The 18,721-nt window shown below is 57.3% G+C and carries 16 protein-coding genes; 12 read left to right on the top strand and 4 right to left on the bottom strand.

Annotated features, from left to right (window positions below; all coding sequences use genetic code 11):
* Positions 1–24 precede the first annotated feature (24 nt).
* Complete coding sequence (gene ptsG / locus I6L35_RS01195; RefSeq protein ID WP_005338586.1) at positions 25–1,455, top strand: PTS glucose transporter subunit IIBC; 1,431 nt, start codon at positions 25–27, stop codon at positions 1,453–1,455.
* Positions 1,456–1,623: 168 nt separating this feature from the next.
* Here the strand turns inward: ptsG and I6L35_RS01190 are convergent, their stop codons facing one another.
* The 4 genes from I6L35_RS01190 to map all read right to left on the bottom strand — a co-directional run bounded on the left by I6L35_RS01190 (position 1,624) and on the right by map (position 6,647).
* The gene (locus tag I6L35_RS01190) at positions 1,624–2,007 is read right to left on the bottom strand and encodes a DUF3461 family protein (protein WP_005343775.1); all 384 of its coding nucleotides are present in this window, start codon (positions 2,005–2,007) and stop codon (positions 1,624–1,626) included.
* Between the two features lie 128 nt (positions 2,008–2,135).
* Complete coding sequence (gene dapD / locus I6L35_RS01185) at positions 2,136–2,963, bottom strand: 2,3,4,5-tetrahydropyridine-2,6-dicarboxylate N-succinyltransferase (RefSeq protein ID WP_033116099.1); 828 nt, start codon at positions 2,961–2,963, stop codon at positions 2,136–2,138.
* Positions 2,964–3,136: 173 nt separating this feature from the next.
* Positions 3,137–5,773 carry a bifunctional uridylyltransferase/uridylyl-removing protein GlnD gene (gene glnD, locus I6L35_RS01180; RefSeq protein WP_216979325.1) on the bottom strand — a complete coding sequence of 879 codons (2,637 nt, stop codon included), beginning with the start codon at positions 5,771–5,773 and terminating at the stop codon, positions 3,137–3,139.
* A gap of 85 nt (positions 5,774–5,858) precedes the next feature.
* Complete coding sequence (map, locus tag I6L35_RS01175) at positions 5,859–6,647, bottom strand: type I methionyl aminopeptidase (protein ID WP_005343779.1); 789 nt, start codon at positions 6,645–6,647, stop codon at positions 5,859–5,861.
* 372 nt (positions 6,648–7,019) lie between these two features.
* Between map and rpsB the strand changes: the two genes are divergently transcribed.
* From rpsB to lpxD, 11 genes are all read left to right on the top strand, one after another.
* A complete protein-coding gene (gene rpsB, locus I6L35_RS01170) occupies positions 7,020–7,748 on the top strand; it encodes a 30S ribosomal protein S2 (RefSeq protein WP_005343780.1) in 729 nt (242 codons plus the stop codon).
* 104 nt (positions 7,749–7,852) lie between these two features.
* Positions 7,853–8,734, top strand: a complete 882-nt coding sequence (gene tsf / locus I6L35_RS01165) for a translation elongation factor Ts (RefSeq protein WP_005343781.1) — start codon at positions 7,853–7,855, stop codon at positions 8,732–8,734.
* 71 nt (positions 8,735–8,805) lie between these two features.
* Positions 8,806–9,540 carry a UMP kinase gene (gene pyrH / locus I6L35_RS01160; protein WP_005343782.1) on the top strand — a complete coding sequence of 245 codons (735 nt, stop codon included), beginning with the start codon at positions 8,806–8,808 and terminating at the stop codon, positions 9,538–9,540.
* Positions 9,541–9,588: 48 nt separating this feature from the next.
* Positions 9,589–10,146, top strand: a complete 558-nt coding sequence (gene frr, locus I6L35_RS01155; RefSeq protein WP_005343783.1) for a ribosome recycling factor — start codon at positions 9,589–9,591, stop codon at positions 10,144–10,146.
* A gap of 72 nt (positions 10,147–10,218) precedes the next feature.
* On the top strand, positions 10,219–10,995 hold the full coding sequence (gene uppS / locus I6L35_RS01150) for a polyprenyl diphosphate synthase (RefSeq protein WP_005343784.1): 777 nt from the start codon (positions 10,219–10,221) through the stop codon (positions 10,993–10,995).
* A 57-nt stretch (positions 10,996–11,052) separates the two neighbouring features.
* Positions 11,053–11,880 (top strand): phosphatidate cytidylyltransferase, encoded by an 828-nt coding sequence (locus I6L35_RS01145; RefSeq protein WP_005343785.1) that lies wholly within the window; start codon positions 11,053–11,055, stop codon positions 11,878–11,880.
* Positions 11,880–13,073 carry a 1-deoxy-D-xylulose-5-phosphate reductoisomerase gene (ispC, locus tag I6L35_RS01140; protein WP_005343786.1) on the top strand — a complete coding sequence of 398 codons (1,194 nt, stop codon included), beginning with the start codon at positions 11,880–11,882 and terminating at the stop codon, positions 13,071–13,073. The genes I6L35_RS01145 and ispC overlap by 1 nt, the downstream gene beginning before the upstream one ends.
* Positions 13,073–14,425, top strand: coding sequence for a sigma E protease regulator RseP (rseP, locus tag I6L35_RS01135; RefSeq protein WP_005343787.1), 1,353 nt, complete (start codon positions 13,073–13,075; stop codon positions 14,423–14,425). The genes ispC and rseP overlap by 1 nt, the downstream gene beginning before the upstream one ends.
* A 34-nt stretch (positions 14,426–14,459) precedes the next feature.
* Complete coding sequence (gene bamA, locus I6L35_RS01130; protein WP_216979324.1) at positions 14,460–16,991, top strand: outer membrane protein assembly factor BamA; 2,532 nt, start codon at positions 14,460–14,462, stop codon at positions 16,989–16,991.
* A 148-nt stretch (positions 16,992–17,139) separates the two neighbouring features.
* Positions 17,140–17,652 carry an OmpH family outer membrane protein gene (locus tag I6L35_RS01125; protein WP_005338563.1) on the top strand — a complete coding sequence of 171 codons (513 nt, stop codon included), beginning with the start codon at positions 17,140–17,142 and terminating at the stop codon, positions 17,650–17,652.
* Between the two features lie 3 nt (positions 17,653–17,655).
* Positions 17,656–18,675 carry a UDP-3-O-(3-hydroxymyristoyl)glucosamine N-acyltransferase gene (lpxD, locus tag I6L35_RS01120; RefSeq protein WP_005343790.1) on the top strand — a complete coding sequence of 340 codons (1,020 nt, stop codon included), beginning with the start codon at positions 17,656–17,658 and terminating at the stop codon, positions 18,673–18,675.
* Positions 18,676–18,721 lie beyond the last annotated feature (46 nt).

The following is an 18,721-nucleotide window of genomic DNA, read 5'->3' as shown; positions in this document are numbered from 1 at the left end:
ACAATCCATTCAGGAGCGCACACAATGTTCAAAAATGCTTTCTCTAATCTGCAAAAGGTTGGTAAGGCGCTGATGCTGCCAGTATCAGTCTTGCCAGTCGCAGGTATTCTGCTGGGGGTGGGTGCTGCCCACTTCAGCTGGATGCCGGAAATTGTCTCCCAATTGATGGAGCAAGCCGGTGGTTCTGTATTTGGCCAGATGGCCCTGCTGTTCGCAGTGGGTGTTGCTCTTGGCTTTACCAATAACGACGGTGTATCCGGTCTGTCAGCCATCGTTGGCTATGGCATCATGGTCGCAACCCTGAAGGTCATGGCACCTGTGATGGGTGTTGAAACCATCGAAACCGGCGTGCTGGGTGGTATCCTGGCCGGTGGTATCGCTGCCTGGGCGTTCAACCGTTTCTACAAGATCCAGCTGCCAGAGTACCTGGGCTTCTTCGCGGGCAAACGTGCCGTACCCATCATCACCGGTTTCCTCTCCATCGGTCTGGGTGTGATCCTGTCCGTGATTTGGCCGCCAGTGGGTGGCGCCATCGGTGCCTTCTCTGACTGGGCTGCCAACCAGAACCCGGTACTGGCCTTCGGTATCTACGGCGTGGTTGAGCGCTCCCTGATCCCGTTCGGTCTGCACCACATCTGGAACGTACCGTTCTTCTATCAGGCTGGTACCTGCGTCAACGGTGCCGGTGAAACTGTTCACGGTATCATGACCTGCTTCCTGACTGCTGATGACGCGTCCCGCGCTGCCGGTAACGGTTTTGGTCAGCTGGCTGGTGGCTACCTGTTCAAAATGTTCGGTCTGCCTGCTGCTGCGTTCGCCATTGCTCACGCTGCCAAGCCGGAAAACCGCGCCAAGATCGTTGGTATCATGGCCTCTGCAGCCCTGACCTCTTTCCTGACCGGTATCACCGAGCCGATCGAGTTCTCCTTCCTGTTCATCGCTCCGGTTCTGTACGCAATCCACGCTGTACTGGCTGGTCTGGCTTATGTGCTGACCAACTCTCTGGGTATCGTACACGGTCACACCTTCTCCAACGGCTTCATCGACTTCGTGGTGCAATCACCGCGTGCCGACAACATGCTGCTGCTGGTTGGTCTGGGTCTGGTTTACGCGGCTATCTACTACGTCGTATTCAGCTTCGTTATCCGTGCCATGAACCTGAAAACCCCGGGTCGTGAAGACGAGACTGCTGAAGAGGCTGTTGGCCAAGGCAAAGACGAGATGTCTGCTGCTCTGGTTGCCGCCTTCGGTGGTAAAGAGAACATCGCTTCTCTGGATGCCTGCATCACCCGTCTGCGTGTTGGTGTGAAAGATGTTGCCAAGGTTGACCAGGCTGGTCTGAAGAAACTGGGTGCTGCCGGTGTGGTTGTAGCAGGTTCTGGCGTACAAGCCATCTTTGGCACCAAGTCCGACAACCTGAAAACCGATATGGATATCTGGATGAAGAGCAACTAATTCAGTTGCCTGACATCAGGTTCTGGAAGAGGGAGGCGCATGCCTCCCTCTTCTTTTTGTCCGCTGGTAAATGACTTGCGTCGGAGGCGGTAACTTGGCGGCTGGTTAGTGCAGGCTGCAGTAATAAAAAGAGCGCCACCAGGGCGCTCTTTTGTCGAATCGGTGTGGCTAGAGTTTCTCGAGATCCCGCTCGATTTCGCTGATCTTGTTCTGCACCACTTTTTCCAGATGGCGCAGGTCGCGCAGGATCTTCTGTTTGATGTCCGGATCGGCCTGCAGATGGATACCCTGGGTCAGGCTGTCGAGTTCATCTACCACGTATTTGAGGTTGGCGTTGATCTCGGTGACATCCTTGTACTCATGGGTACCGGAGTCGACCAGCATGGTCTTGCGCTGGCGGGGATACTTGAATTTGACACTCTTGGCGAAGAACTCGCCCTTCTGCTTCTTGAAGTAGATCTTGAGGATGTCGTGGTTGGCCTCCTGGCGCAGGGTATAGCTGTCGACGGAGGTGGGATCCTGGATCCCCAGGCTCTTCAGATTCTCGTACATCAGGCTTCCTCGGTTTGAAACGATCCTGTCCCATCCATCTTAACCGATGCCTCATGGCTTGCATGTGACAGGGGCGCCAAAATCAAAAGGGCGCCATAAGGCGCCCTTTTTCATCACAGCAATGCTGATTACTCGTCGATGGAGCGCAGCAGGGCGTTGATGCCGACTTTGGCGCGAGTCTTGGCATCGACCTTCTTGACGATCACCGCCGCGTAGAGGCTGTATTTGCCGCATTTGGATGGCAGGGAGCCGGAGACGACTACGGAGCCAGCCGGTACGCGGCCGTAGTGGATCTCGCCGGTTTCGCGGTCATAGATTCGGGTGGACTGGCCGATGAAGACGCCCATGGAGATGACGGAACCTTCCTCGACGATCACCCCTTCAACCACTTCGGAGCGAGCACCGATAAAGCAGTTGTCTTCGATGATGGTGGGGTTTGCCTGCAGCGGCTCCAATACGCCACCAATGCCGACGCCGCCGGAAAGGTGCACGTTTTTACCGATCTGGGCGCAGGAGCCCACGGTGGCCCAGGTGTCGACCATGGTGCCTTCGTCAACGTAGGCGCCGATATTGACGTAGGAGGGCATCAGCACAGTGTTGGGCGCGATGAAGGAGCCTTTGCGAGCGGTCGCCGGCGGTACCACGCGTACACCGGCAGCCTTGAACTGCTCTTCGGTGTAGTTGGAGAACTTGAGGGGAACCTTGTCGTAATATTGGGCGTCGTCGCCCTTGATGATGCCGTTGTCGTTGATACGGAACGAGAGCAGTACCGCCTTCTTCAGCCACTGATGAACAACCCACTCACCGGCGATCTTCTCGGCAACCCGGGCCTTGCCGGAGTCCAGCAGCTCGATGACTTGCAGGATGGCGGATTTGGTAGCGCTGTCCACAGTGCTCGGGGTAATGGTGTCGCGGCGCTCGAAGGCCGCTTCAATGATCTGTTGCAACTCGGTCATGACAGGTTTCCTTTAAAAAATTCTGTTTGTTGTATCACACTTTTCCGACTGTTTTTAAGTGGCTGACCGGAATTCTTCCGGCCAGCGACCATTTCTTTCATATTTCTCAGCCAACCATTTGTTTGGTATGGGAAAACGGAGGTGAAAACAGCCTCTTTTGAATCAGATCGCACTCACTCCATAGCAAATTGCTGCGGATTGAGCTGATGCACCAGCCGCTCTTCCAGCTGCAGTTGTTGCTCCGGTGTCAATGGCTCGCCATCGAGGCTGGTCAGACTGAAAAAGTCCTCGACCCGTTCGCCAAAGGTGGCGATCTTGGCGGCGTGCAGCGACAGGCCACACTGCTGGAATACCGCGCCGATCCGCGCCAGCAGGCCGGGAGTATCGAGGGCGGTCAGCTCCATCAGGGTGTGGCGGCTCTCCCCCTTGTGCGGCAGAAAAACGACCCGGGTCGGCACGCTGAACTGGCGGTGGCGCCGTGACAGTGGCTTGTTGCGCAGCACCAGCTTGCCCGGCTCCTGCAGCGCCTTCTCCAGCGCCTTCTTGATGGTGGCGGTGCGGTTGGGACTGATGGGTTCGCCATTGGGCTCAAGCACTACAAAGGTATCGAGCACGAAGTTGCTGCGCGAGTTCATGATCTGGGCGTCGTGGATGTTGAGGTTCTTCTGATCCAGCGCCGAGGCGACGGTGGCAAACAGGTTCGGCGTGTCGCGGCAGTAGATGAACACCTCACTGCCACCGCGGGTCGGGTGTTTGCCGATCAGCACCAACGGCGCCGGGTTGTCGCCATGCTCGATGATGTGGCGGCAGTGCCAGGCGATCTGTTCCGGGCTGTGACGCAGGAAGTAGTCGGCTTTGAAATCGGCCCAGAGCCGATTGATCGCCTCTTCCGATACATCCCGTTGCGCCAGCAGTTGCTTGGCCTGACGCTGGTTTTCGCGAATGCGCAGCCGCATGTCGGGCGGGTTCTCCAACCCCTGGCGCAGCGCCTTCTGGGTAGCGAAGTAGAGCTCGCGCAGCAGGGTGCCCTTCCAGTCGTTCCACAGGGTGTCGTTGGTGGCGCAGATATCGGCCACGGTGAGGCAGTAGAGCAGGTCGAGATGCTGCTCGTCGCGCACCTTCTGGGCAAAGTCGGTGACAACGTCAGGGTCATAGATATCGCGGCGCTGGGCGGTGACCGACATCAGCAGATGGTGGCGCACCAGCCAGGCGACCAGCCGGCTCTCGTAGCGATCGAGGCCGTGCAGCTGGCAGAACTCCAGTGCATCGACGGCGCCAAGTTCGGAGTGATCGCCACGCCGCCCCTTGGCGATATCGTGGAACAGGGCAGCGATGCTGAGCAGCTCCGGTTTGCGCAGTCGTGTGAACACCTCGTGGCAGAGCGGGTGGCTCTGGCGGTTGGCCGGGTTGGGAAAGCCGTGAATGTTCTTGAGCAGCCGGTGGGTGTGCTCATCCACCGTGTAGGCGTGGAACATGTCGAACTGCATCTGGCCGACGATGAGGTTCCATTGCGGCAGATAGGCCGCCAGAATGCCGTACTTGTGCATCAGGGTCAGCGGCAGCCCGATGCCGTTTGGGTGGCGCAGCAGCGCCATAAACAGGCGACGGCAGTCGGGCAACTCCTGCAACCAGCAGTTCAGTTTGCGGCGCGCCTCGCGCAGTTGGCGCAGGGTGGCCGAGTGGATGCCCGCAATCTCGGGATGCTGGGCCATCTGATAAAAAAGGCGCAGGATGGCGGCCGGTTCACGGGTAAACAGCTCCGCATCCACCGCATCGATGAGGCGGCCACGGAGCTGGAACTCATTGGAGAGGCGGCGTACATCCATGGCGGTGTTGCCGAGGATCGCTTCGTCAAACAGCTGCAGCAGCATCTCGTTGAGCTCGGAGACCCGCCGCACCGTCTGGTAGAAGCGCTTCATCATCTGCTCGACCGAGGTGTTGCCTTCCCCCTCGAAGCCCAACATCTGGGCTACGGTGCGCTGGCGATCGAACAGCAGGCGGTTGTCCCCTTTGTTGATGGCCATATGCAGGGCAAAGCGCACCTTCCAGAGGAAATTCTGGCAGTCGAGCAACTCGCGGTACTCGGCGCGGTTGAGAAAGCCGTGGCTGGTCATCTCGAACAAGGTGGTAGCGCCAAAGTGGCGACGGGTGACCCAGGCGAGGGTCTGGATATCGCGCAGGCCGCCCGGATTGCACTTGAGATCCGGCTCCAGCTTGTAGGCGGTACCGAGAAACTGCTGGTGCCGCTCCGCCTGCTCCTGGCGCTTGGCGCGAAAGAAGGCTTCGCTCGGCCAAAAGTGCTGGGGGCCGGTCGCCTCCTTGAGCTGCAGGAATCCCTCCTTGCGGCCGGTGATGTAGCGCGCCTCAATGAGGTTAGTGGCGACCGTGATGTCGGCCTTGCCCTGCTCGATGCACTCCGCCACGTTGCGCACCGCCTGACCCACCTCCAGCTTGAGATCCCACAACAGGGTGATGAACTCGCCAATGCGTAGTCCCAACACTTCGTCCAGTTCGTCGCCGTCATAGAGGATCAGCAGGTCGATATCGGAGTGGGGGTGCAGCTCGCCGCGGCCATAACCGCCCACCGCGATGAGGGTGAGGTCACTCTTGTCGAAGCCAAACTTCTGCCACAACCGGCAGAGCAGCTGATCCATATATTCGGAGCGGGTAGCGACCAGCTCGATGATGTTGTCACCGGCATCAAAACGGGCATGCAGCCAGCCGAGAAAGCGACTCAGGTACTCTTTGCAGTTATCGCGGGTGAGTTGGTCGTCGGGTAACAGATGAGGGGAAAGCAGGCTGGCGTCCATGGCATCTCACACACAAAGTGGCAGGCATCTGGCTGAAACAGGCAGTAAAAACCCCGGCGCTTTTCACAAGGGCCGGGGTTCGATGTTAGCTGTGTTTGATGAAGCGGTCGATAGTGTCGTCCGGGCGCAGGGTGAGCACCTCGCAACCATCCTCGGTCACCAGCAGGGTGTGTTCCCACTGGGCGGAGTCGCCGCCATCCTTGGTAGTCACGGTCCAGCCATCTTTCGGATTGACCTTGCAGTGGTACTTTTTGCTGTTGACCATCGGCTCGATAGTGAAGCACATGCCCGCTTTCAGCTCCTGCTTGCCGCTGTTGCGGTAGTGGAGGATCTGCGGCTCTTCGTGGAACTCGGCTCCGATGCCGTGACCGCAGTAGTCACGCACCACGGAGAAACCTGCCTTCTCGACGATGGGCTGGATTACGGCGCCAATCTCGGTAATACAGGCGCCCGGACGCACCTTCTTGATGGCGGCGTAGAGGCTCTCTTGCGCAACCTTGCAGAGCTGACGGCGCAGCGGGGTGGTCTCGCCCACGATGAACATGGCGGAGGTGTCGCCGTGGTAGCCATCCTTGATGACGGTGATGTCGAGGTTGATGATGTCGCCATCACGCAACTTCTTGTGGTTCGGGATGCCGTGGCAGATCACATCGTTCACCGAGGTGCAGATGGATTTCGGGAAACCGTGGTAGTTGAGTGGAGCCGGGATTGCTTGCTGCACATCGACGATGTAGTTGTGGCAAAGGGTGTTCAGTTCGTCAGTGGTGACGCCAGCTTTGACGTGGGGCGCAATCATGACCAGCACATCGGCGGCCAATTGGCCGGCAACGCGCATCTTTTCAATCTCTTCCGGTGTCTTGATTTTAATGGACATGGGATCTCTCTTGCGGCCTGCCGCTGGGCCTGCGAGGGCGGACAGGACAGGTAATGAAAAATAGATGCGTTTGCAATCAGGCCAAAATTTTATCCGCAACCCCCGCGTACTTCCAGTGTGATTGTCATCACAGCGTCAAATGGCAGTCGCAACCTCCTTTGGAGGGATCCAGATTTACACCTGTTTAGAGTGTCGGCCGGTGGTGTCCGGAACAAAGTTATGGTATAAAGCGCGCCGGAATGGGGAACTTGCGTCCACCATTTCATCACCCTTACTTAAACAACACACACACATCGACACATATGCCGGGGTGCCTTAACGGGTCGGTTATATGGGATGTGTGGAGGCCTAACCCCAATACAGAGGTATAAAATGGCTAAAGTTTCTATGCGCGACATGCTGCAAGCCGGCGTTCACTTCGGTCACCAGACTCGTTACTGGAACCCGAAAATGAAATCCTACATCTTCGGTGCCCGCAGCAAAGTTCACATCATCAACCTGGAAAAAACCGTTCCGATGTTTGACGATGCCATGAACTTCATCAGCTCCGTAGCTGCCAAGAAAGGCAAGGTACTGTTCGTAGGTACCAAGCGTGCCGCGTCTGAAGCCGTAAAAGAAGCCGCTGAGCGTTGCGACCAGTTCTATGTTAACCACCGCTGGCTGGGCGGCATGCTGACCAACTGGAAAACCGTTCGTCAGTCCATCAAGCGCCTGAAAGATCTGGAAACCCAGAGCCAGGACGGTACCTTCGACAAGCTGACCAAGAAAGAGGCGCTGATGCGTACTCGCGAAATGGAAAAGCTGGAGAAGAGCCTGGGTGGTATCAAGAACATGGGCGGCCTGCCTGACGTTCTGTTCGTTGTCGATGCAGACCACGAGCACATCGCTATCAAAGAAGCCAACAACCTGGGTATCCCGGTAGTTTCCATCGTTGATACCAACTCCAACCCGGACGGCGTTGACTATGTCATCCCGGGTAACGACGACGCTATCCGTGCCGTACAGCTGTACCTGAATGCTGCTGCTGACACCGTACTGGAAGCTCGCGAGCAGGACATCGTTGTTCAAGCCGAACAAGATGGCTTCGTTGAAGCTGAGTAATTGATAAGGTCTGCAAAGCCCTTATTAACCAAGCTGATGTAATTGGTTAGCAGGGGCCCTTGTGGCCCCTGTTTCTTGTCAATTCAAGACCGAGGATACTGGACATGGCAAACATTTCTGCCGCCCTGGTAAAAGAACTGCGCGAGCGCACCGCCGCTGGCATGATGGATTGCAAAAAAGCACTGGAAGAGGCCAACGGCGATATCGAGCTGGCCATCGAGAACATGCGTAAATCCGGTCAGGCCAAAGCTGCCAAGAAAGCTGGCCGTATCGCTGCTGAAGGTGTGATCTTCGCCCGTACCGAAGGCAACGTTGCTGTCATGATCGAGCTGAACTGCGAGACTGACTTCGTTTCCAAGGATGCCGGTTTCCTGGCCATGGGTCAGAAGATCGTCGAGATCGCTGCTACCCAGAAGATCGCTGATGTTGACGCGCTGAAAGCCGCTGATTTCGGCAACGGCGAATCCGTCGAGCTGACCATCACCAACCTGATCGCCAAGATCGGTGAGAACATGAACCTGCGTCGCGTGATGCTGGTTGAAGGTGACAACCTGGGCACCTACGTTCACGGTTCCCGCATCGGTGTTATCACCAAGCTGACCGGTGGTTCCGACGAACTGGCCAAAGATCTGGCCATGCACGTTGCTGCCAACAGCCCGCAATTCGTCAAGCCTGAAGACGTATCTGCTGAAGTCGTTGCCAAAGAGCGCGAAATCCAGATCGACATCGCCATCAACTCCGGCAAGCCGAAAGAGATCGCCGAGAAGATGGTTGAAGGTCGCATGAAGAAGTTTACCGGTGAGGTTTCCCTGACTGGCCAGCCGTTCGTGAAAGATCCTTCCATGACTGTTGCCGAGCTGCTGAAGAAAGAAGGCGCTGACGTTGTCTCCTTCACCCGTTTCGAAGTGGGCGAGGGCATCGAGAAGCAAGAGACCGATTTCGCTGCTGAAGTGGCAGCTCAAATCGCGGCCGCTCAAAAGGCCTAATCGAACCGGTTTTTCCGTTTCCCCAGACCGCGACTTATGTCGCGGTCTTTATATGACCAGGAATCAGTGACATGAGTACCAATCCCAAACCTGCATACAGACGTGTTCTTCTGAAGTTGAGTGGTGAAGCCCTGCAAGGATCCGAGGGTTTCGGCATTGATCCGGCAGTGCTGGAGCGGATGGCCCAAGAGATCAAAGAGCTGGTTGAGCTGGGTGTTCAGGTCGGTCTGGTCATCGGTGGCGGCAACCTGTTCCGTGGTGCCGGTCTTGCCAAGGCGGGCATGAACCGCGTGGTGGGCGACCACATGGGTATGCTGGCAACCGTGATGAACGGTCTGGCCATGCGTGATGCCCTGCATCGTGCTTATGTGAATGCCCGTCTGATGTCTGCTATCTCCCTCCAGGGGGTCTGTGACTCCTACAGTTGGGCCGAGGCAATCAGCCAGCTGCGTGCTGGCAAGGTAGTGATCTTCTCTGCCGGTACTGGCAATCCCTTCTTTACTACCGACTCGGCAGCCTGCCTGCGCGGGATCGAGATCGAAGCCGACGTGGTGCTGAAAGCCACCAAGGTAGATGGTGTATACAACGAGGATCCGGTCAAAAATCCGGATGCCGTCCTGTACCACGAATTGAGTTATGATGAAGTTCTTGAAAAAGAGCTCAAGGTGATGGATCTTGCTGCCTTTACTCTGGCACGTGACCACGATCTGCCGATCCGCGTGTTCAACATGAACAAGCCGGGCGCCCTGCGCCGGGTTATCATGGGTGAGCCGGAAGGTACCCTGATCCATTACGTCAGCAAATAAAATAGATGCGAGCCGCATGGCGGCTCGTTCGCCAAAAGGAAAACCGCTGTGATCAACGAGATTAAAAACGACGCCAAGGAGCGCATGGGCAAGAGTGTCGAGTCACTCAAGACCCAGATGTCCAAGATCCGTACTGGCCGTGCTCACCCGAGCCTGCTCGACGGCATCCAGGTTGAGTACTACGGTGCGGCCACTCCGCTGAAACAGTTGGCCAACGTCGTGGCTGAAGATTCTCGCACCCTCTCCATCTCCGTCTTTGACCGTTCCATGATCCAGGCGGTCGAGAAGGCGATCCTGACCTCCGATCTGGGCCTGAACCCCTCCAGCAATGGCCAGTCCCTGCGGGTGCCGCTGCCGCCGCTGACTGAAGAGCGTCGCCGTGACCTGACCAAGGTTGTGCGTGGTGAAGCAGAAAATGCCCGTGTTGCCGTGCGCAACATTCGCCGCGATGCCAACGCTGATCTGAAAGCGCTGCTGAAAGAGAAAGAGATCTCAGAAGACGATGACCGTCGCGCCCAGGAAGAGATCCAGAAACTGACTGACTCCTACATCAAGCTGGTCGATGAGGCCCTTGCTGCAAAGGAGAAGGAGCTAATGGAAATCTAAGCGCCTGAAAGGTATATTACGAGCGCCGTGTAGTGCCCCTGCACGGCGCTTTTGTCTTTGTGGGAGAAAACCATGTCGCTTTTGGCTGCGTTGGGTGATTGTGCCAACTCGTCTTTACCCCGTCACGTCGCCATCATCATGGATGGCAATGGTCGCTGGGCACAGAACCGTGGCAAGATGCGGGTTTATGGTCATAAGGCTGGCGTCAAGTCAGTGCGCGAGGCCGTTACCTTTGCTGCGCGCGCCAAAATCGAGGCATTGACCCTGTTTGCATTCTCCAGCGAGAACTGGCGCCGCCCGGAAGGGGAGGTCAGCGCTTTGATGGAACTGTTCGTTACCGTGCTGGGCCGTGAGGTGAACAAACTTCACAGTCACGGGATCCGGCTCAAGGTAATTGGCGATACTGCTCGCTTCAGTGAGCGGTTGCAGGCCAAAATTGCCAAGGCAGAAGCCTTGACCGCCAATAACAAGGGATTGACCCTGAATATTGCGGCCAACTATGGTGGCCAGTGGGATATCGCTCAGGCTGCCCGCAAGCTGGCTAAAGCAGTGGCGGCCGGTGAACTGGCCGCTGACGACATTGATGAATCCATGTTGACCCGCGAGGTTTGCATGGCCGATCTGCCACCCGTGGACCTGTTGATCCGCACCGGTGGTGACCATCGCATCAGCAACTTTGTATTATGGCAGCTCGCCTATGCCGAGCTCTACTTTACCCCGGTGTTGTGGCCCGATTTCAACGAGGCCGAGTTCAGTGAGGCCGTTGCCTCCTTTGTTGCCCGCGAACGCCGCTTCGGCTGCACGGGTGAACAGATCCGGGAATTGATCGCCGAGCAGCAGACCGGCTAAACCCCGCTCCCAAGAGAGAGGTTTCTTTTGCTAAAACAACGAATTATTACTGCTTTGATGTTGATCCCCCTGGTATTGGGGGCGCTTTTCTTTCTGCCATTGAAGTTTTTTGCCCTGTTGGCTGCGCTGGTCTTTTTGCTGGCCAGCCGTGAATGGAGCGGCTTTGTCTCTGCCGCCCCGCAACAATGGTTACCCATCGTATTCTGCCTGCTGCTCGGGGCAAGCTTGTTCTGGTTGCCGGTGGAGCAGCTCTGGACTCCCCATCTGCATCCGCTGGTGATGGGCGTGCTCTGGACCGCGGTAAGCTGGTGGCTGCTGGGTCTGCTGCTGGTGCTGCGCTATCCCCAGAGCGCCAAGCTGTGGAAGGAGTCAATCTGGCTCAAGTCCCTGTTTGGTCTGGTGACCCTGGTTCCCTTCTTCTGGTCGCTGGTCGCCATTCGTGGTTACAACTTTTACCATGACCCCATGATGGGAGCCTGGATCCTGCTCTTCGTCATGGGGCTGGTCTGGGCGGCAGATTCTGGCGCGTATTTTTTTGGCAGGGCGTTTGGTAAACACAAGCTGGCACCGGCCGTCAGTCCGGGCAAAACCATTGAAGGGATGTGCGGTGGGCTCTTTACCGCCAGCCTGCTGGCCATCGGCGTCACCTGGTGGATGGGGTTTGTTCCTGCCAAGATGGTTATCGTGCTGTTCTGCTCCTTGCTGGCGGTGCTTGCTTCGGTACTCGGCGATCTGACCGAGAGTATGTTCAAGCGTGAAGCGGGCATCAAGGACTCCGGCACCCTGCTGCCAGGTCATGGTGGGGTGCTAGATCGGATTGATAGTCTGACTGCTGCTCTGCCAGTGTTTCTCCTCAGTTATCTGCTACTCAGTCAGGAGTTTTGATGCGCAACCTGGTTATTCTGGGGGCTTCCGGCTCCATCGGTCAGAGTACCCTGAAGGTGCTGCGCCACAATCCGGGCAGTTGGCAAGTGCTGGCGTTGACCGCTGCCCGCAACGTGAATGCCATGTTGCGGGATAGCCTCGAATTCTCTCCCCGTTTTGCCGTGATGGTCGATGAGGATGCCGCCCGCGAACTGACTGTCCGCCTGAAAGCGCACGGCAGTGCCACCCGAGTGCTTTGTGGTGCTCAAGCACTGTGCGAAGTAGCCGCTCATCCCGATGCCCATAGCGTGATGGCAGCCATCGTTGGTGCGGCAGGCCTGGCCCCGACCATGGCTGCGGTGCGCGCCGGCAAGCGCATTCTGTTGGCCAACAAGGAGGCGCTGGTAATGTCCGGTGCTTTCTTCATGGAGGCCGTGCGCGAGCATGGCGCCGAGCTACTGCCCATCGACAGCGAGCACAATGCCATCTTCCAGTGTTTGCCGACCGCTGTGCAGCGTCAGCCCGGCTTTTGCGATCTGGCGGCGGCAGGGATCAGCAAGATTTTGCTTACCGGTTCCGGCGGCCCGTTCCGTTACACCGAGATCAGCGAGCTGGCCAAGGTGACGCCGGCGCAAGCCATCGCGCATCCCAACTGGTCGATGGGGGCCAAGATTTCGGTCGACTCCGCCACCATGATCAATAAGGGTCTGGAGTACATCGAGGCGCGCTGGTTGTTCAATGCGGCCCCCGAGCAGATCCAGGTGGTGATCCACCCGCAGTCTGTGATCCACTCCATGGTGCAGTATAAGGATGGCTCCGTGCTGGCCCAGCTTGGCAATCCGGATATGTGTACCCCCATCGCTCATGCGCTGGCTTATCCCAATCGCATCCCCTCCAGTGTGGAACCTTTGGATTTCTTCAGTGTCGGAGAGTTCAGCTTTATCCGGCCTGATTACGAACGCTACCCCTGTCTGGCGCTGGCCATCAATGCCTGCCAGAAGGGACAAGCGGCGACCACTGCGCTCAATGCAGCCAACGAGGAGGCGGTTGCCGCCTTCCTGGCCGGGCGCATCGGCTTTATGGATATTGCCCGGATCAACGAGGCTGTGATGCTGGCGCTGGAGAGCAGCGCCGTCGGCTCGCTCGATGATCTGTTTGCCCTGGACGGTGCGGCAAGAGCCCGTGCTCACACTTTGATTGAGGAGCTTGGCTGATGGGTGGTGTGTTGTGGAATATCGGCGCCTTTGTCGTTGCGCTGGGCCTGCTGGTCGCAGTGCACGAGTTTGGCCACTTCTGGGTGGCCCGTCGTTGTGGCGTCAAGGTTGAGCGTTTCTCCATCGGTTTTGGCAAGGCCATCTGGCGCCGGATGGGCAAGGATGGCACCGAGTACGTGCTGGCCCTGATCCCCCTCGGCGGTTACGTCAAGATGCTGGACGGCCGGGTGGACGAGCTCAAGCCCGGTGACGAGCAGTACGCTTTCAATCACAAGAGTGTCTGGGCGCGGATGGCAATCGTGGCTGCCGGTCCCATGGCCAACTTCGTGTTTGCTCTGGTTGCCCTCTGGTTGATGTTTATCATCGGGGTGCCAAGCGTCAAGCCGGTGATAGGTGAAGTGCGTCCGGCATCCATCGTGGCCGAGGCGGGTGTGCTGCCCGGGATGGAGATTGTCGGGGTCGGCGATGAACAGACTGGTGACTGGGAGAGCGTCACCTACGCCCTTATCAGCCATTTGGGTGACGATGCAGTCACCCTCAAGGTGCAAGCGCCCAATACCAGCTATGCCACTGACAAAACCTTGTCGCTGACCGGCTGGACCTTCGATCCGGATAAAGAGTCGCCCATCGGGAGTCTGGGGATCGTTCCCCTGAGTGGTAAAGTGCTGCCAGTCGTGGCTGCCGTGGTGGCCAAGAGTGCCAGTGAAAAGGCGGGGCTGCAGGTTGGTGACCGTATCAAACAGGTCGGCGATCAGCCAATCACCGCCTGGACCCAGTTTGTCGAGCTGGTGCAGCAGGCACCGGGCGAACCTCTGCAAGTGGTGGTTGAGCGCAACAACAGTGATCTCAACGTGACTCTGACCCCGGATAGTCGCAAGGTGCAGGGTAAGCTGGTTGGATTCGTCGGTCTCTCGCCGCAACTGGTTCCATTACCGGATGAATATCGAATTCTGTTACAGTATGGGCCTTTGCAAGCGCTGTGGCAGGGGGCCGACAAGACCTGGAGCCTGATCACGCTCACCTTTGACATGATCGGCAAGCTGGTAGCTGGCATAGTGTCGCTAGACAACCTGAGCGGCCCTATCTCGATAGCCAAGGGTGCTGGTAGCAGTGCCGACTATGGTCTGGTCTATTTCTTGAGTTTTCTGGCGCTGATCAGCGTCAACCTGGGGATCATCAATTTGTTTCCCCTACCGGTGCTGGACGGTGGCCATCTGGTCTATTTCCTTATCGAAGCAGTCACCGGCAAGCCGGTCTCAGAGAAAATACAGGAAGTGGGTTTCAGGATCGGTGCCGCCATTCTGATGTTATTGATGGGCATTGCGCTGTTTAACGATTTCGCTCGCCTCTGAGGCCAGAGCATCAACAAGGACACATAAGAACAAAATGGCTGTTAAAAAAGCATTGGTGTTGAGTTGCCTGCTGGGTGCCAGTTTCCTGGCCCAGGCGGCCCCTGCCTCTTTTGTGGTGCAAGATATCCAGGTCGAAGGTCTGCAACGGGTGACCCTGGGTGCCGCACTGTTGAACCTGCCGATCCGGGTCGGTGATACCGTCGATTCCGTGGCTCTGGCCAGTGCCATCAAGAAGCTTTACGCCTCGGGCAACTTTGAGGATGTGAAGGTTTACCGTGACGGCCAGGTGCTGCAGGTGATGGTCAAGGAGCGTCCGACCATCTCCAGCATCGAATTTTCTGGCAACAAGGATATCAAGGAAGAACAACTGACCCAGAGTCTGGAGTCTTCCGGTATCCGTGTCGGCGACCCGCTGGATCGCACCGTACTGACCTCCCTCGAAAAGGGGTTGGAAGATTTCTACTATGGCGTGGGTAAATACTCTGCCAAGGTCAAGGCCATTGTCACCCCGTTGCCGCGCAACCGGGTTGATCTGAAGTTTACCTTTGTCGAAGGTCAGGCTGCAAAAATCCAGCAGATCAACATCGTCGGTAATAGCGTCTTCCCGGAAGAGAAGCTGCTGGCCCAACTCTCCCTCCGTGACGAAGTACCCTGGTGGAACTTCACCGCCGATCAGCGTTACCAGAAGCAGAAGCTGGCCGGTGATATCGAAACGCTGCGCTCCTACTACATGGATCGCGGCTACATCCGCTTCCAGCAGGAGTCCACCCAGGTCTCCATGACCCCGGACAAGAAGGGAGTCTATGTCACCCTCAACATCAAGGAAGGGGATCAGTACAAGGTCTCCGGTGTCCAGCTCAAGGGCGACCTGATTGATCGCGGTGGCGAGATGAAGGGGTTGATCCCGATCGCTGCTGGCAGCACCTACTCCGCCAGCCAGGTGACTCACACCGAAGAAGTGCTCTCCAAGTTCCTCGGCCGTTACGGCTACGCCTATCCGAAAGTGGTCACCTTCCCGCAGGTCAATGACAAGACCAAGGAAGTTGAGCTGATCGTCAACGTAGAGCCTGGCCCCCGTGTCTATGTGCGCAACATCAACTTCAGCGGTAACGCCACCACTGAGGATCAGGTGCTGCGTCGCGAGATGCGCCAGATGGAGGGCACCTGGCTCTCCTCCGACAACATCGAACAGTCCAAGAGCCGCCTCAATCGCCTTGGCTACTTCGAGAGCGTCGAAGTGGACACCAAGCGGGTGCCGGGCAACGATGACCTGGTTGATCTCGACTTCAAGGTCAAGGAGCAGCCTGCAGGTTCCATCAACGCCGGTATCGGTTACGGTACCGAATCGGGTCTAAGCCTGCAGGCCGGGATCTCTCAGAATAACTTTATGGGGACCGGGAAGACGGTCTCCATCAACGCCAGTACCAACGACTACTCCAAGAACGTTGATCTGAGCTACAACGATCCCTACTTCACTGTGGACGGCGTTAGCCTGGGTGGGCGACTCTACTACAACCAGTTCCGTGCCGATGACGCCGATATCGTCGATTACGAGAACGAAACCATCGGTTTCCGTCTCTCCAGTGGCTTCCCGGTCAACGAGTTCAATCGACTTGACTTCAGTACCGGTATCGAGAGTACCAAACTGAGCCGCCCGTCGTTCAATGCCCAGAACTATCAGGAGTGTCTGAAAGACAACCCGGATACCAATGGCAACACCTACTGCTGGGATCAGTGGAACGATAATCGCCAGTCGGTGCAGATGGATCAGTTCTGGAATATCTACTCCCAGGACGGCTCCAACCTCGACTTCGTCACCGTCGATATGACCGCAGGCTGGACCCGTTCCACCCTGAACAAGGGGATGTTCCCGACCTCTGGTGATCGTCAGCGTATCAACGCCAAGGTGACCGTGCCGGGCATGGAGTTGCAGTACTACAAGCTCTCCGCCGAAGATGCCCACTACTTCCCGCTTGATGCAGATCACAGCTGGGTAGTGATCGGCAAGGGGCGGGTCTCCTACGGCAATGGTTATGGTGATGACAGCATGCTGCCGTTTTTCGAGAACTACTATGCCGGTGGTTTCGATACGGTACGTGGCTTCAAGAGCAATACCATTGGTCCCAAGGCCATCTACAAAACTTACAACAAGCCGGGCTCTGGCAGCTGTACCGGCAATCAGCCATGCGAGACCGGTTATTACGAAGGTTCCGACACCTCGGTGGGTGGTAACGCACTGGCGGTGGCCTCGTTCGAACTGGTCTTCCCGACCCCGTTCGTCTCCGAGACCTATCGTCCGCAGATCCGGACCACGGCATTTGTTGATGCGGGTACCGTCTGGAGCACCGATTTTGCCAATGGTGCCTACCCCTGTGCTGCCGGTTCGGATTGCAACTATTTGAGTCAGGACTACTCCAATCCGGGTAATATCCGTGTCTCTGCAGGTGTCTCCTTGCAGTGGCTCTCACCGATGGGACCGCTGGTGTTCGCCCTGGCCAAGCCAATCAAGAAATACGAAGGGGATCGTACCGAAGTCTTCTCCTTCAACATCGGTCGTACTTTCTAAGCAGAATATCGCCCCACCCATGCGGTGGGGGTCTTCAATGATGGGACGCGCGGTATGCGTGCCTCACCAGGTAACAAGACGGTGTCAATGCCGCTTGCATAATCGGGTAAATCAGGTAGCCCTCGCCATGAGGGAACAAGGAGTAAGTGTGAATAAAGCGTTGAAAGTAGCTGGTTTGAGCTTTGCACTGATGGCTGCCGGCATGGGTTCTGCCTTCGCTGAGACCAAGATCGCCGTGGTTGATATGGGCGAAGTCTTCCAAAAGCTGCCCCAGCGTGAAGCCGTTGCAGCCAAGCTGAAAGGCGAATTCGAGCCGCGCATGCGTGAGCTGCAGAAGCTGGAACAGGAAGGCCAGAAGCTGGTCGAGAAGTTCCGTAAGGATGAAGCCTTCATGAGCGCCGAGCAGAAGAAGCAGAACCAGGAGAAACTGGCCAAGCTGCAGATGGAGTTCAATCAGAAGCGTCAAGCCTTTGAGCAGGACAACGGCCGCCGTCAGTCCGAAGAACGCAACAAGATCCTGACCAAAGTGCAGGCTGCCATCGATTCCATCGCCAAGAGCAATGGTTACGATCTGGTGCTGGAGCGCAATGCCGCCCCGTATGCCGCCAGCAAGCTGGACATCTCCGGCCAGGTTATTTCTCAGGTAAGCAAGAGCAACTAATTGATGGCATTCACTCTCGCACAGCTGGCCCAGCAACTGGGGGCCCAGGTCCATGGCGACGGAACCCTGGAAATCCGCAAGGTAGCGACACTGGAAAAGGCCGGGGAGGGTGAGATTACCTTCCTGTCCAACAAGAAGTACCGCTCTTATCTGGAGCAGAGCAAGGCGACTGCCGTGCTCATCACAGAGGCGGATCTCCCTTTCTGTCCCACCAATGCGCTGGTGCTCAAGGATCCCTACGTGGGTTTTGCCCGGGTAGCCCAACTGCTGGACACCACCCCGCAGCCGGCCATGGATATCCATCCGAGTGCCGTCATCGCGGCTGACGTGCAACTGGGCGAGAGAGTGGCCATCGGCGCCAATGCGGTGATCGAATCCGGTGTCGTGCTGGGTGATGATGTACGCATTGGCCCGGGCTGTTTTGTTGGCAAAAATACCCGGCTGGGAGCGCGCTCCCGGCTGTGGGCCAACGTCACCCTCTATCACAATGTTACCATGGGCACCGACTGTCTGGTTCAATCCGGCACAGTGATCGGCGCCGATGGTTTCGGTTATGCCAATGAACGTGGCGAGTGGATCAAGATCCCCCAGCTCGGCGGCGTGACCATTGGCAACCGGGTCGAGATCGGTGCCTGTACCACCATTGACCGCGGTGCGCTGGAGGATACCCGCATCGCTGACAACGTCATCATCGACAATCAGTGCCAGATCGCCCACAACGTTGAGATCGGCTACGGCACCGCCGTGGCGGGCTCCACCGTGATGGCTGGTAGTCTCAAGGTCGGCAAATACTGTATCATTGGCGGCGCTTCCGTCTTTAACGGGCATATGGAGATCTGCGACCAGGCCACCGTCACCGGTATGGCCATGGTGATGCGACCCATTACCGAGCCCGGTGTCTACTCTTCCGGCATCCCTCTGCAAACCAATAAAGAGTGGCGCAAGACCGCCGCCCGGGTGATGCGTATCGAAGAGATGCACAAGCGGTTAAGCAAGCTTGAGAAGAAGCTGGATCAAGAATAATCACGATTGGTATAGGGTACTGTTTTGACTACTGAAAAGAAGAGCC

This window comes from Aeromonas sp. FDAARGOS 1405 (assembly GCF_019048265.1).
In the GTDB taxonomy this organism is placed as follows: Bacteria; Pseudomonadota; Gammaproteobacteria; order Enterobacterales; family Aeromonadaceae; genus Aeromonas; species Aeromonas veronii_A.
This window is presented reverse-complemented; position numbering and strand designations above follow the sequence as displayed.

What these genes read in the sequence shown, in the direction of transcription:
- ptsG (WP_005338586.1), top strand. Translation starts at nt 25, where the DNA reads ATGTTCAAAAATGCTTTCTCTAATCTGCAAAAGGTTGGTAAGGCGCTG.
- I6L35_RS01190 (WP_005343775.1), bottom strand. Translation starts at nt 2,007, where the DNA reads ATGTACGAGAATCTGAAGAGCCTGGGGATCCAGGATCCCACCTCCGTC.
- dapD (WP_033116099.1), bottom strand. Translation starts at nt 2,963, where the DNA reads ATGACCGAGTTGCAACAGATCATTGAAGCGGCCTTCGAGCGCCGCGAC.
- glnD (WP_216979325.1), bottom strand. Translation starts at nt 5,773, where the DNA reads ATGGACGCCAGCCTGCTTTCCCCTCATCTGTTACCCGACGACCAACTC.
- map (WP_005343779.1), bottom strand. Translation starts at nt 6,647, where the DNA reads ATGTCCATTAAAATCAAGACACCGGAAGAGATTGAAAAGATGCGCGTT.
- rpsB (WP_005343780.1), top strand. Translation starts at nt 7,020, where the DNA reads ATGGCTAAAGTTTCTATGCGCGACATGCTGCAAGCCGGCGTTCACTTC.
- tsf (WP_005343781.1), top strand. Translation starts at nt 7,853, where the DNA reads ATGGCAAACATTTCTGCCGCCCTGGTAAAAGAACTGCGCGAGCGCACC.
- pyrH (WP_005343782.1), top strand. Translation starts at nt 8,806, where the DNA reads ATGAGTACCAATCCCAAACCTGCATACAGACGTGTTCTTCTGAAGTTG.
- uppS (WP_005343784.1), top strand. Translation starts at nt 10,219, where the DNA reads ATGTCGCTTTTGGCTGCGTTGGGTGATTGTGCCAACTCGTCTTTACCC.
- I6L35_RS01145 (WP_005343785.1), top strand. Translation starts at nt 11,053, where the DNA reads ATGTTGATCCCCCTGGTATTGGGGGCGCTTTTCTTTCTGCCATTGAAG.
- ispC (WP_005343786.1), top strand. Translation starts at nt 11,880, where the DNA reads ATGCGCAACCTGGTTATTCTGGGGGCTTCCGGCTCCATCGGTCAGAGT.
- rseP (WP_005343787.1), top strand. Translation starts at nt 13,073, where the DNA reads ATGGGTGGTGTGTTGTGGAATATCGGCGCCTTTGTCGTTGCGCTGGGC.
- bamA (WP_216979324.1), top strand. Translation starts at nt 14,460, where the DNA reads ATGGCTGTTAAAAAAGCATTGGTGTTGAGTTGCCTGCTGGGTGCCAGT.
- lpxD (WP_005343790.1), top strand. Translation starts at nt 17,656, where the DNA reads ATGGCATTCACTCTCGCACAGCTGGCCCAGCAACTGGGGGCCCAGGTC.